The sequence below is a fragment of the Mesotoga sp. genome (assembly GCF_035363035.1).
Taxonomy (GTDB): Bacteria; Thermotogota; Thermotogae; order Petrotogales; family Kosmotogaceae; genus Mesotoga.
The window spans coordinates 1-13488 of record NZ_DAOSEH010000064.1 but is presented as its reverse complement, the minus strand read 5'-3'; the positions used below and the strand labels follow the sequence as shown (position 1 = coordinate 13488).

Here is a 13488-nt window from a genome sequence, read left to right as displayed (position 1 = left end):
CTCTCATAAGTATCTGCATTCCCCTGGAGAGTTTTTCGCGCGCCTCCTCGACGAAAGTACATTCGTGCTCGGATCTGACGAAAGCGCTTATATATGCGTTCAGGGGTTTTCCGAGAACGCCGGGGATGTGACCGTCGATCTTTTTGTATTTGTGGCGTATCAGCTCTATCTTGGCTATGGAATCGCGATCGCCGTTTATGATATCCGGGAAGTTCATCACCTCTCCCAAACCCAGTACACGGCTCTGGAACTTCTCTACGAATCCAATCATATCCATCACGCTGATCCTGGCACCCGAGGTCTCCATCGAAGAGGCCGGAACGGCCGAGGGGATCATGATGTACAGATTCACGGGTATGCCTTCGGTCGAGCGAATCATGTACTCGATGCCGGACAGACCCATCACGTTCGCTATCTCGTGCGGATCGGCTATCGCAGTCGTCGTACCTCTGGCCAGAATCGTTTTGGCGAACTCAACCGGCGAGACCATCGAGGACTCTATATGAAGGTGGGCATCTATCAACCCCGGTACGATGTAGGCACCCTCGAGGTCGATCACCTCCCTACCTTCGCCGTAGTCGCCGATCCCGGCTATTCTCTTTCTGAAAAGCGCTATATTGCCTTTCTCTATCTCGCCGCTGAATACATTCACGATTCTGCAGTTCTTGAGAAGTACATCCGCAGGGCTGTCGCCTCTGGAAACGGGTATTATGTCTATGATGTTCATAAGAGATGCCTCCTTTCTGCCTTAGCCGGAAAGAAATAAAAGCCCCCGCTACGCAGGGGCTTAAAACAATCATTCGAAGATACTTTTGCCTTTTCTATCTTTCACTTCTTCGGTGAGTTTGTGTATGAACTCCTCGAGATCAATACTTCCCAGATCCTTTTCACTTCTCAACCTGACGGAGACCTGTCCGTTCTGCATCTCCCTGTCTCCGACGATCAGCATGTACGGAATTTTGTTTAGCTGGGCCTCTCTGATCTTGTAATTGGTAGATTTCTGCCTGTCGTCGACCTCGGCCCTGAAGCCTTTGCCACGAAGCGAGACAACCACAGAACGTGCGTAATCGGTGTGCCTGTCGGCGATCGGGATCACTTTCACCTGTACCGGCGCCAGCCACGTCGGGAAGGCCCCGGCGTAATGCTCGATCAAGATACCCATGAACCTCTCCGTCGAACCGAAGATTGCCCTGTGGATCATTACCGGCTGGTATTCGTTGTTGTCCGGACCAATGTACTTTATTCCGAATCGCTCGGGCATCATGAAGTCGAGCTGAATCGTCGCACATTGCCACTCCCTTCCCAGAGAGTCTTTTATATGGTAATCGATCTTGGGGCCGTAGAAGGCACCGTCACCTTCGTTGACGATGTAGTCCATCTTCTTTGCTTTTAGAGAATCTCTGAGCGCCTCCGTCGCTATATCCCAGAGCTCGATCTCTCCCATGAAGTTTTCCGGTCTCGTCGAAAGCTCGGCCCTGTACTGAAAGTCGAATGGCTCGTAAATCTTCTTCACGAAATCGATGACGCCGATCACTTCCTGCTGTATCTGCTCGCGTGTACAGAAGACGTGGGCGTCGTCCTGCACAAAGCCCCTGACTCTGAAAAGTCCGTGTAGAACGCCCGACCGCTCGTATCTGTGAACTTTTCCGAATTCGAAGATCTTCATCGGAAGATCCCTGTAGCTCACCGGAGAGGATTTATAAGCGAGGATGTGACCGGGACAGTTCATGGGCTTGACGGCGAACTGCTGTTCTTCTTTTTCCGTGAAATACATATTGTCGCTGTAATGGTCCCAGTGGCCGGATGTACGCCAGAGTGAGTCGGACATTATCTGGGGCGTACTTACTTCCCTGTAGCCGTCCTCAATATGCTTTTCTCTGGAGAATTTGAGCAGTTCGTTGAGCATGTCTGTGCCCTTCGGCAGGAAGATGGGCATGCCGGGCGCGTAGTCGTAATTGATCGTGAACAGACCGAGTGCTGGACCGAGCTTTCTGTGATCCCTCTTCCTGGCCTCTTCGATCTTCGCCAGGTATTCTTCCAGGTCGGCTTTCTTGGAGAAGGCAGTGCCATATATCCTCTGCAACATCTTGTTCTTCTCGTCTCCACGCCAGTAAGCGCCAGAAACGGAAGTGAGTTTGAAGAACTTCACCTTACCCGTAGAGGGTAGATGAGGTCCCCGGCAGAGGTCTGTGAAATCACCCTGGCGGTAGAACGTTACGAACTCCGTTCCGTAATCTTTCACTAGGTCTTCGATGAGTTCGACCTTGTACGGTTGTAACTGGTTGTTCATAAGTATTACAGCTTCGGAAACCGGCAACTCGAACCTCTCGATCGGTAGATCTTCCTTGATGATCTTCTCCATTTCGGCCTCGATCTTCGGCAGGTCTTCCTCTGTAAGTCTCACATCGTCGAGATCGATGTCGTAGTAGAAGCCATTCTCTATGGTAGGACCGATTGCCAGTTTTACTCTATCCTCGCCGTAGAGTCTCATCACGGCCTGGGCCATGATGTGCGCCATCGTATGCCTGAAGAAAACGGGGGCCTCGCTGTCCTTGTCCAGCACCAGCCTGAAATCGCAGCTTGTCTCCAGAGGCCTTCCAAGGTCCCAGTACTCGTCGTTGACTATCGCTCCGAAAGCCCTTTTGGCGAGGCCTTCAGATATGTCCATTGCTATATCCAGGGGTCTTGCACCCTTTTCGTACTGTTTTTTCGAACCATCGGGTAACTTTATTTCTATACCCATTTTTTCCTCCTGATTAAGGTATCACTGCAACGGCTTCGATCTCTACAGGGGCGTTTTTCGGGAGATTGCTTACCTCCACCACGGCCCTCGCGGGCTTATGGTCTTTGAAGTAAGAGGAGTATATCTCGTTTAGAATCGCGAATTTGCCCATGTCTCTGATATAGATGTTGACCTTAACCACATTTTTCAGACTCGACCCGCCGGCAGTGACCAATTGAAGTACGTTTTCTAGCGACTGCTTACATGCTGCTTCGAACTCTGTCGCCAGCTCACCGGTCAACGGGTTGAGGGGGATCTGTCCGGAAACAAAGAGAAGACCTCCAGCAGCAATGGCTTGAGAATACGGGCCGACTGCTGCCGGCGCTTTGTCAGTACTGATAACCCTCAACACACTAACACCTCCCATTTTGGTTTATTATATCACTGACTGCTACGTGATGCTGCGCATTATCTACTATATGAGAAAAAACGTGTGGAAGATATACGAATGTATTGTAGAATTTCGTTATGATAAGAGAGATAATGGCCTCTTCGGCCTTGACCAGATCGCGAATACCTGTCGCCAGCTATACGATAAATCCCTTTGTCGGTTGCACAGTGGGCTGCAAGTACTGTTTCGCGCGCTTCATCGGGGCCTTCAAATACACCGGAGGTCTCTGGGGGCGGGACGTGGGAGTGAAGAGAAACATCGCGGAGCTTCTAAGGCGCGAGGTGAATTCTCTGGGCAAGGTCACGGTCTTTCTCAGCAGCACCTGCGATCCGTACCAGCATATCGAAGAAAAGTATGGATTGACCAGAGAGATGCTGGTCACACTCATTTCCCACAGGATACCGATCTTCGCGATGTCCAAATCCACGCTTATCAGGAGAGATGTCGATCTTTTCAAACTGGCTGGCGAAGAGGCCAGAGTTTTGGTGAGCATCACCACGGACCGGGAGGACGTAAGAAAACTTCTCGAACCGGGATCGTCGAGCTTCGAAGAGAGGCTGAAGACCATCGATTTCTTGAGAAAGAACGGTGTCGATGCTGGAGCCTTCGTTGGACCGGTTCTCCCGATGAACGCGGAGCGCGTCTCCGAAGAGCTGGCCAGAAGGGTCGCAACCGTTCACCTAGACGCGCTGAACTATATTTCGCAGGTTAGACAGCTATACCTTAAAATGGGCTGGGAGAGCTGGCTTTACAGAGAAAAGTTCGAAGAAGTGAAGGCCGTATTTGAAAGACGGCTGACGGTTGAATAAAGATTTTCGAATAACGGTTCCCGACAATCTTCGCGACGAAGAAGCACGGTGTCAGTTACCGTTTACCCAGTCTCTGAATTAGTTTCTTGCCTTGAACCGCTGCGGTGGCTATACCTATGAGACCCTGGGCCCACTGACCGACCATATAAAAGTCATCTAACCCAGGGAGAGTTTTGCTCAAGCCTTTCGACATGATTCTGCCCTGTTTGCTCCTGGGAGTCCACACCTGCATCCCGTGGAAGTTGCCGGTGAAGCGTTCGGTAGTGATCGGCGTCGAAACATCTACAACTTCTATCTTTTCTTTAATGCCGGGAATCAAAACGCCCAGCCTCTCTATAACTTTTGTTGCTATCTCGTGCTTCTTATCGACGTACAGTTCTCTGTCACAGCTCAATTTCTTCCAGTATGAGTAGCTCGCCGTAAAGGGAATTCTGACAACCGATTTTCCTCCGGGAACCATTTCCGTTTTCGAATTTAAAACCTCCAGATCCATCTTCTGGTAGCATCTATCTGAAAGTTCCAGCTTTTCGTCCATTAACCAGGTAACACCGTGGGGAAGATCGTTGAGGGGCAGGTTAACGCCAAGAGATACGTAGGCATTCATTTCCTGCTCGTCAGGTGGATTGGCGTAGTATTCGTCGATAAAATCGTCTTTGTATTTGCCGTTAAGCATGTCGTAAATAGTACTGTACCCATCGGCTGCGGAGACGACTATATCTGCGTTTGCTTTTGTTCTGTCTTCCAGTGTAAGACCGACGGCCCTGTCGTTTTTGACGGCGATGCTCTTCACTCTCGATCTGTAATGGATTTTGCCTCCAAGCTCTTCATAACGTTTCGCGATCCTTTTTGAAAAAGCCAGAGAACCTCCGACGGGCCATCCCATCGACTTGATTGAGCAACCGGCAAGGAAGGAAAGATGAATCATCATCGGGATTCCCTGAAAGTCGTATTGAGCGGTCGGGAAGGCCTTTTGAAGGAAGGAGTTTTTGAATCTCGAAGCGAATTGCTCTAGCGATACCGGCCCCCACTTCATTATCCCGGGCAGATGTGGAATCATTGAAAGTTTATCCTTACCGCCGCCGCTGACCATCGCGAGCAATTCGAACTTCGTGAACTTCTGTGCCGCCTTCAAATACTGATCTATGGCTTCTCTGTCGGCCGGTGAGATCTCCATTAGGTGTTCCTTCAATCTGACAAGATCGGTGTACAGGTTGAGCTCATTTCCACCGGAGTCTATGGTCCTTCTCAAGATCGAATCGAACAAAATCCGACCATCTTCGATCGCACCAAGCTCTTTCCACATTGTGTACAGCTTCGAAGAGGAGCTTGCACCTGGAAGGTGATGAATACAGCCATCTATGGTGTAATCTTTTCGCTTCCACGAAGTACACAGCCCGCCTGGATTGTTGTGCAATTCGAAGATTTCCGTCTCGAAACCATTCATTTGGGCATAACAGCCTGCAGAGAGTCCGGCTATGCCTGCCCCAACGATAGCAATTCTCTTCATCTTGTCACGCCCTTTTCTTTTCCCATTTTCCTTTCCGGTAATAGATGAACATCACCAGCGCTTCGGTTATGTCCGAGAAGACATAAGAGAGCCAGACCCAAACTATACTGGCCTTTAAGAGGTGAACCATTATGAACAGGATCGGAATCTGCACGAACCAGCGTGAGGCGATGCTCGAGATCACGAAGGGCATGTTGTATCCCGATCCTCCGAAGACCGAGGAGAGACCGAACCCGTAGGCGAGGATCGATATCCCAAGTGAACCGTATCTCAAAAACTCGGTGCCATATTTGACGATTTCCGGGTCTTTATTGAAGATACCGAGGACTATTTCGCCGGCGAAAAAGGCTATCAGGACGAAAAGTAGCATGATCGAGAAACCGATCAAGGCCGATGTTCTGGCCGTCTTTCTGGCTCTCTCGACGTTATCGACTCCCAGATTTTGACCGACCATCGCCGATCCTCCCATGTTCATTCCCACCAGCGGCATGAAGGCAAGTCCGAACAGTCTGCCGGCGACTCCGACGGCCGCCACGGCTGCCGTTCCATAGACTGCGACGAACTTGAGCAACACCGCTCCGGACAGGTTCCTGAAGAAGCTCTCCAGTCCCGTCGGGAGACCTATGGTGAGGAGCTTTTTGTCTATTTTCCAGTCGAGTTTGAAGAGCCCTTTCAATCTGGGTTTTACGCCCTCCCTTCCCGAAAAGACGATATAGAAGCCGAGTATGAAAGCAACCGTTTGCGATATGATAGTCGCCACGGCCGCTCCGAACACACCCATCCCGAAGCCCGGTATCGCAGTTCCCGGGAATTTGTCGAACATGAGCAACGGATCGAGCAGGACGTTGAGAATACTGGAAACCATCATTATGTACATCGGTGTCTTGGCATCACCTATGCATCTCAGGGCCGTGTTCACCGAGTAAGATGAGAACATCATCGGAAGGAAGTAAAGCCTTATGTATCCGTAATCGAGCGCGGCCGTTATAACCTTAGGATCGTTGCTGAACAGACCGAGCGAAGGCTTGAGGAAGAGCGCGACGAGCACTGCGGCTATCATAGCGACGAGGAATTTGAAGGTAATCGTCTGTTCTATCGCCTTCGCCGTTCCCTCGGCGTCTTTCTTTCCGTAACTCTGCGAGATCAGGGAGATCGAACTCTGTCCGATTATGGAGTTCAAGATCTCTACAAGCCAGAAGAGTGTCGAAAATATCGTGACCCCGGCGATTGCCTCGCCGGATATTCTGCCTATCCAGAAGATATCGACTATATCATAGACCATCTGTGCACTGAAACCTATCATCGTCGGTATGGACATGACGAGAAGATTCTTCAGAATGCTTCCCTGAGTAAGATCCCTTGCCATTTTCTACCCCCTGATTACAACCCCATTCAGAAGATGCAGATGAAGAGAATAACAACAAAACCTGCCCCGGGCAGGAAACAATAGATATTATACACTCATACAGCCCTTTGTGAACCCGTCAATTCAGGCTTTCGAGACGTCGGCCGGAAAGAATTTCGAGAGACCCTTCACGGCGACGGGGATCGTATAGAGAAGCACCGGTATGAGTAGCCGCACCTCTGCCGGCCTGGCTACTATATAGTTCATCGCGACGAAGGGAACTATCCAGAACCAGGTCTTCCTGAAGAAATCCTCCTCCCCGATTGAATCGTAGAAGATCAGCGGGATCGAAAGGAAGAGGAATGGGAAGATCCAGGACCAGGGGTAGGTGAGGTTGTACCACAGTTGAACGAGATCCACCGAATATTCGGCCTGCGGATACAGCAAACGGCTGGAAAGCAACGTAAAAGCAACGGGTATGGCGAAAGTCGTGAGCACTTTGAGGGAGAGAAGTAGTTTTCCGGCCTTTCCGGGGTGTCTTCCGTAATCGAAACCGAGAAGTATAAGCGAGAGAAAGACCATGTGATCGGCCCTGAAAGTCGAGCCCAGAAAGATCACCAGACAGAGTGTGGCGAAGGACCTTCTCTCGATTATCAGAAGCAGTCCCGCGAGGAAGAGCGCGGCCGCGTGGAAGGTCTCCCAGCCGAAGTACATGGTCGTAAGCGGCATGATCGACTGGAAAAGCAATACAGAAAGGAGCGACATTGCTGGAGAAAGGAAATGTCTGCCGAAAGTGTACAGCAGCAGAATAGTCAGTATGTTGAAGAAGAACCTGGCCGTTATGTGGCCATTGAGCGTTCTGTTTTCCTCGCTGGTAATATCGACGGCCAACCTCAGATCGTCAGGGAGGTTTTCTCCCACTAGCAGAAGGGTGCTGGCCGGTTCTGTTATGTACGTCTGCCAGTTTAGACTGCCGACCATAGCCTTGAGAGCGTTCTGCAGCAGGATACTCTTACCGGCTATCCCATCTATCGTCTCGTTTATCGTCACCTCGAGGTCGGATACAATTTTTTCTCGCTCCTGCAAAGGAAAATAAGCGTCCACCATTCCCCTGGCTTCGTCGGTCCAGTACCCGGCGGAGAGGAGCATCTTTGAGACCTCGGCCGTGTTTTCGTCGAGCCAGGGGATGGGAATGTATTTGAAAAAATACTCCACCAGATAGTAACTCCCGAAACGGTATTGGTCGGGAGCGAAGTTCTTTCCGGAGATCGCCCTTTCGTGCTGGTTGATCCTGAGGTATCTGGAGAGGAAGAGGTACTTCCCGTCTGTGCTCCAGACGGTCATGGAGGTGAAGATGTAGGAAAGTATCGCCGCCACTATCAGAAGAAGAAGCCCTCTGGAGAGTTTTTTCCGGTCGCTCATGAGCCGCCTCCTTTTCTGTCTTTGCCGTCATCGAAGTGGCAGACCGCTTCTTTCGTGCCCGCGACAACGAATGGAACGCTGTATAGCAACACCGGCAGGAGGAGCCTGACCTCGGCCGGTCTTGCAACCAGGTAATTCATGGCGATGAAGGGCGGAATCCAGAGCCAGGTCCTTCTGAAGAAGTCTATGTCCCGGATCTTCGGACTGAAAGCCAAGGGAATGGCCAGAAATATCAGGGGATAGACCCACGCCCAGGGGTGGCTCAGGTTATGTTCGAACTGGAAGAAATCGAGGTAATACTCCGAGCCGACGTAGATCACCTCGCTCAACAGCAACGTGGCGGCCAGAGGGATAAGCACCAGCGAAAGCCCGGCCAGCAGCGAGAACCACTTTCTGCTCTTTATCGCCCCGGGTCCTTTGTAGAGGAGGTGTATCACCCCTGCGAAGAGAATTTGGTCCGTCCTGGCCGTGCAGCCTAGCAGAACGAGCAGCAGCAGGAGGAGATAGCTTTTGTTTTTCAACAGAGCCACTAGAAAGCCGACGAAAACTGTGGCCGATAGCATGGTTTCAGCCTGCATGAAGTCCTGGGCCACCAAGGGTAGAAGGGCGGCGAAAAGCGACATACCCAAAAGTGACGTCAGCGGGTCGGCGAACTGCGAGCATAAGAGAAAAACGAGCAGCAGGGTCGTTACAGTGAAAAAGAATCTGAAGGTCACATATCCATTGACCAGAGCGCTCTCGGCACTGTCTTTTTCTATCAGAACTTTTAATTCTCCGGGGATGTTGCTTCCTATGAGCATGGTCGTCTTTTCTATATCGTTGACGTACTCCTGCCAGCCGAAGGAGTCGATGGCGGCTTTCAGCATGTTTTTCAACAGCAAATTGTTTGGCGAAAACGAATCTATGATCCCGTCTATCGCCGATTCTATCTCCTGGATGATCATGGCCCGGTCCTCTTCGGGAAAGAAAAGTTCAACGCTCTCCTGCGTGCCTTCGCTCCAGCCCTTCGGATCGAGTCCCTCCGCGATGATGTCGTTGAAGACGTCGTACCATCTCAACGGTATGTGCTTGAAGATATATTCGACCAGGTAATAACTGCCGAAGCGATACTGATCGGGCGCAAAGCTCCTTCCTTCTATGGCTTCTCTGTGGCGCATCACTTTACTGTAACGAGAAACCGTCAGGAACCTACTTTCGGTCGTCCAGAGTATCATCGAAGTGAAGATGTACGAAAGAACGACCGAAAAGAAAAGCGCAATCAGAAAGACCTTTTTCTTCGAGCGATCGTTCACCGCCCCTTCAAAACCCATGCATCCTTCCCTCCGCTCCGAGAAATTATCAAATCCGGTTTACCTGTAAGATTCCCAAAGTCTTCCCCATGGACTCTCTTTCTTCCACTGCTGGAAGATCTTTGTTCCATGTTTCTTCCACCAGTACCTGTCGTGATACGAGTCCGAAGCCGCAACGAAGACCTTAACCAGCGGGGTGTGGAAGAAGAGTTTCTGGAATATCTTCAACGGACTGAACCATAGCAGATCACCGACTTTGCTGGCGAAGTTGTCGCCGACATGGAACTTGAAATTGACTTTAGAGATGTCTTCGCCGACCAGCTCGATATTCTCGGGTTTTCCGTTTCCCAGACCCTCCTCGTCGGCCAGCCTTATGTATTTCAGGTCCATCGGATTGAAGCCCATCATCTTCGCGGCGACCGCGTCTATTGCCACCTGGTCCTGGCTGGCCAGTATATAATCCGTCCTGACCGGTATCAACGTCCTTGGGCCTGGACCGTTTCCCGCGGTAGTTCCGTCCATAAAGGCGAAGAGCCCGGTGTGTATCTCTTTCTGTATTTTCAACAGATCGACGAGCGTCTCGTGTATCCAGGAATGCGTGTAATGACGTTTCACGTTTAAAAGGCCACCAAAGGCGTTCTTCATAGCCCCCGTCGTGGTCGTGTAAATGTGGCACTTCACCGTGGGGAGCTGAATAATGTTCTTACCGAAGAAGTAATCGGGTAGTCTAATTCCTTCAGGGAAAATTCTGGGAAGCACGTTGAGTTTGCTTTTAGGAGTGTACTCGATCCAGCGCATATCGCTCTCTTCAAAGTTGTACAGTACTGGTATTCCATACTTGTTGTATATGATATCGTACTTGTTCTGCTTTTCGCCGTACCTTGGCCTGGTGACCACCGTTTTGTTTTCGACGGCCACTATCTCTCTCATGCCCGCATCCTTGAGGGCAAGAACGACTCCTTCGAGCTGCCAGGGGGTGCTGTTGGCGCCGGGCATCGGCAGGTGCCAGGAGATGTTGTCCTTGAGAATGGTCGTGGCGCCTCTATCGAGGAAATCTCCCATCTTCGCCATCTTTGCGAGTTTTCTATAGTCATCCAGCACACTTTCGGGCGTTGTCTTAATTACTGCTACTGTAGATTTATTCAAACCAAACACCTCCTATTTCGCGATCGATACTAGCCAGATCCCCAGGGCGATGACGGCTATTCCGGCGATCTTCAGCCAGTTCATCTTTTCATCGAAGAGAAAGACCGCAAAGAGAGTCACGATTACGAACCCGGCGCTGGTCATTACCGGGTAGGCGACGCCCAGTTTCATCTTCGTCAACACAACGCTGTAAAAGACGAAGGCCACTCCGAAGGAGAAGAGTCCCAGCCAGACGTACACGTTGGTGATCGAGTTCAACAACATATTTTTCAACCCGACGACCGATATCTGTGGCGCATTTTGCATGCCGAATTTCAACAGAATATTCGCAGACGCATTAAAAACTATCGCTACAACTAGAATGAAAAAATCAATCAGATTCAAGATCAGTTCCTCCAGTAAAGCCACACCCTAAAACCACATGGGCAGGTATATGATCATTACTACCGATAGAAACCACAGCACGGTCGTCACCGCGATGCCCGTATCGCGTGTTACGACCTCTGTAGGGTCTCCCTCGCCGTCTTTGAAAAGAAGTAACATATATCTGAAAACCCCGTAGGTCACGAACGGAACGGTGTAAACTAGCTTGTCGGTAGAGAATTTGGAAATCACTGAAGGATCCAGGCAGTAGAGAGTGTAAGAGATTACGGATATTGAAGCCGTAGAAACCATCATGTAATCAAGAAACCTAAAATCATATAGCTTGAGAACCTTTCTGTGATTATCGCTGTTCTCCTTGAATAGTAGCAACTCATTTCTTCGCTTTCCAAAACCCATGAAGAGAGCCAGAAAAAAGGTCGTCACCAGGATCCAGCTAGTTGGGTTTACGCCTATCGCGTAAGAACCGGCGATCACACGAATAACGAAGCCTGCCGAGATGCAGAAGGCGTCTATCACGACCATTTCCTTTCCTCTGAGCGTATAGAAAACGTTCTCAAGCACGTAAATGAGAAGAAAAAGCCCTGCCAGGAGAGGAAGGAGAAGGACAATCACGAAAGCCAGTATGAAACAGACGATAGCCACAACGGTTGCCTCTTTGACACTTACAGCGCCCGAAGAGATCGGTCTGTTTTTCTTTCGCCAGTGATGCCTGTCGCTTTCCAGATCGTTGATATCGTTGAAAATATAAACGCCGCTCGAAGCGAAACAGAAGGCAATGAAAATGAGAAGTGAGTTCAACATCATATCAACTCTGGAAAGACTGGCCGAAAATATTAGAGGGGCAAAAACGAAGAGATTCTTCAACCAGTGCCTGACTCTCATAAGCCTTACATATGTACCGATCTCCTTCATTGCGCAACCCCGTTGAATAATCTCATATCTCTGCAGCACACCGCATAGACATGGCTAACAGGTATTATCTTAGCATAATAGATATGGTTCTCGCTCTTTCTTTCCTAGAAAGGAACTTTCCTGTTCTCTGATCTTCCTTTTCTCTTCTTTAACTGCAAGTGTATTACTCGAAATCCCGGTTCATGGTAAAATGCATTAACCCGTATAATTCCGAGAATCGGCTGGGAAGTATCTACCAGGAAGCCTTAACTTCCTGACTACGGGGTGGATTTTTCATACTTCACCCCCTGGAGGGGTGATTTTTGTTTTTCGGGAGGATCGATGTAATGGAAAGGATAGTGGTTCTTGATTACGGTTCACAGTACACGATGTTGCTCGCGAGGAGAATAAGGGAGTTCGGAGTTCTTTGCACGGTCGAACATCCCTCGTCGGTAAGGCTTGATAAGGATGTAAAGGGGATTGTGCTCTCGGGAGGTCCCCAGAGTGTCTATGAGAGCGGTTCGCTGGATGTCCCGGAGGAAGTTCTGGCTTCCGGTCTGCCGCTTCTGGGAATCTGCTACGGTATGCATTTGATGGTTAAGGGTTTCGGAGGCACGGTGTCCAGGGGCAGTAAAGCCGAATACGGTTTCACGCCCGTATCGCTCGAAGAATCGGACCTGCTGACAGGCGTTCCAAAAACGATCACCACCTGGATGAGCCACGGAGACGAGGTCACGGTCCTTCCTCCCGGTTACAGTACGATCGCCAGGAGCGGTAACGGGATAGTGGCGGGTATAACCGACGGCAAAAACTACGCGCTCCAGTTCCATCCGGAGGTTCACCACACGCAGTGCGGCACAAAGATACTTGAAAACTTCGTTTTGAAGGTATGTGATGCCTCGAGAAACTGGAAGATTTCCGATTTCGCCAATGAGCAGATCGAAAAGATAAGGGGGACCGTCGGAAACGGGAAGGTCGTCGCCGGTCTTTCCGGGGGAGTCGATTCCACGGTGGCGGCCGTTCTGACTGCCCGGGCGATCGGTGGGAATCTGACTGGTATCTTCGTCAACCACGGACTGATGAGAAAAGATGAGGAGCGCGAAGTCCCCGAGGTCATGAAGACTCTGGGGATAAACTTGCGGGTGGTGGACGCTTCCGATACCTTTTTCAGAAAGCTTCACGGGGTGACCGACCCCGAACGCAAGAGGAAGATAATCGGCGAGACCTTCATAGAAGTCTTCGAAGGAGAGGCTGGCGGTATCGAGGCCGATTTCCTGCTCCAGGGAACCATTTATTCCGACGTGATAGAATCGGCCGCCTCCTCGAGAACTTCCGACAAAATCAAGAGCCATCACAACGTCGGCGGCCTTCCTGAAAACATGAAGCTGAAGCTTCTCGAGCCTTTGCGGGAGCTTTTCAAAGACGAGGTCAGGGCTCTGGGAAGAGCCCTGGGTATAGATTCTAAACTCATAGACAGACAGCCTTTCCCCGGTCCGGGACTGGGAGTGAGGATACTGGGAGA

The 13488-nt window shown here is 50.5% G+C and carries 12 protein-coding genes and 1 riboswitch; of the genes, 2 read left to right on the top strand and 10 right to left on the bottom strand.

Going from position 1 to position 13488, the window contains the following annotated elements; genetic code table 11:
• The 3 genes from PKX57_RS09205 to PKX57_RS09195 all read right to left on the bottom strand — a co-directional run.
• Nucleotides 1-727, bottom strand: a 727-nt coding sequence (locus PKX57_RS09205; RefSeq protein ID WP_472416923.1) for an amidohydrolase family protein, incomplete at its 3' end; no start/stop codon positions are given.
• 69 nt (nt 728-796) lie between these two features.
• Complete coding sequence (gene thrS / locus PKX57_RS09200) at nt 797-2743, bottom strand: threonine--tRNA ligase (RefSeq protein ID WP_472416921.1); 1947 nt, start codon at nt 2741-2743, stop codon at nt 797-799.
• Nucleotides 2744-2756: 13 nt separating this feature from the next.
• Entirely contained in the window at nt 2757-3134 is a 378-nt protein-coding gene (locus PKX57_RS09195) for a Rid family detoxifying hydrolase (protein ID WP_197712660.1), read from the bottom strand.
• 116 nt (nt 3135-3250) lie between these two features.
• Between PKX57_RS09195 and PKX57_RS09190 the strand changes: the two genes are divergently transcribed.
• Nucleotides 3251-3982 (top strand): radical SAM protein, encoded by a 732-nt coding sequence (locus tag PKX57_RS09190; RefSeq protein WP_470745684.1) that lies wholly within the window; start codon nt 3251-3253, stop codon nt 3980-3982.
• A gap of 55 nt (nt 3983-4037) precedes the next feature.
• On the opposite strand, the gene PKX57_RS09185 is transcribed toward PKX57_RS09190, so the two are convergent.
• From PKX57_RS09185 to PKX57_RS09155, 7 genes are all read right to left on the bottom strand, one after another.
• Nucleotides 4038-5489, bottom strand: coding sequence for an FAD-dependent oxidoreductase (locus PKX57_RS09185; protein WP_214048933.1), 1452 nt, complete (start codon nt 5487-5489; stop codon nt 4038-4040).
• Between the two features lie 4 nt (nt 5490-5493).
• Entirely contained in the window at nt 5494-6855 is a 1362-nt protein-coding gene (locus PKX57_RS09180) for an MATE family efflux transporter (protein ID WP_472416918.1), read from the bottom strand.
• 123 nt (nt 6856-6978) lie between these two features.
• A complete protein-coding gene (locus PKX57_RS09175) occupies nt 6979-8256 on the bottom strand; it encodes a hypothetical protein (protein WP_214047478.1) in 1278 nt (425 codons plus the stop codon).
• Nucleotides 8253-9566 (bottom strand): hypothetical protein, encoded by a 1314-nt coding sequence (locus tag PKX57_RS09170; RefSeq protein WP_213923176.1) that lies wholly within the window; start codon nt 9564-9566, stop codon nt 8253-8255. Before PKX57_RS09170 ends, PKX57_RS09175 begins: the two co-directional genes overlap by 4 nt.
• A gap of 39 nt (nt 9567-9605) precedes the next feature.
• On the bottom strand, nt 9606-10691 hold the full coding sequence (locus PKX57_RS09165) for a DUF362 domain-containing protein (RefSeq protein WP_214049872.1): 1086 nt from the start codon (nt 10689-10691) through the stop codon (nt 9606-9608).
• Between the two features lie 12 nt (nt 10692-10703).
• The gene (locus PKX57_RS09160; protein ID WP_472416916.1) at nt 10704-11075 is read right to left on the bottom strand and encodes a DMT family transporter; all 372 of its coding nucleotides are present in this window, start codon (nt 11073-11075) and stop codon (nt 10704-10706) included.
• 27 nt (nt 11076-11102) lie between these two features.
• Nucleotides 11103-11987 (bottom strand): decaprenyl-phosphate phosphoribosyltransferase, encoded by an 885-nt coding sequence (locus tag PKX57_RS09155; protein ID WP_214048341.1) that lies wholly within the window; start codon nt 11985-11987, stop codon nt 11103-11105.
• Nucleotides 11988-12167: 180 nt separating this feature from the next.
• Nucleotides 12168-12267, top strand: a riboswitch (purine riboswitch).
• Between the two features lie 22 nt (nt 12268-12289).
• On the opposite strand from PKX57_RS09155, the gene guaA reads away from it, so the two are divergent.
• Nucleotides 12290-13488 (top strand): glutamine-hydrolyzing GMP synthase (guaA, locus tag PKX57_RS09150; RefSeq protein ID WP_472416914.1); only part of this gene is annotated, 1199 nt, incomplete at its 3' end.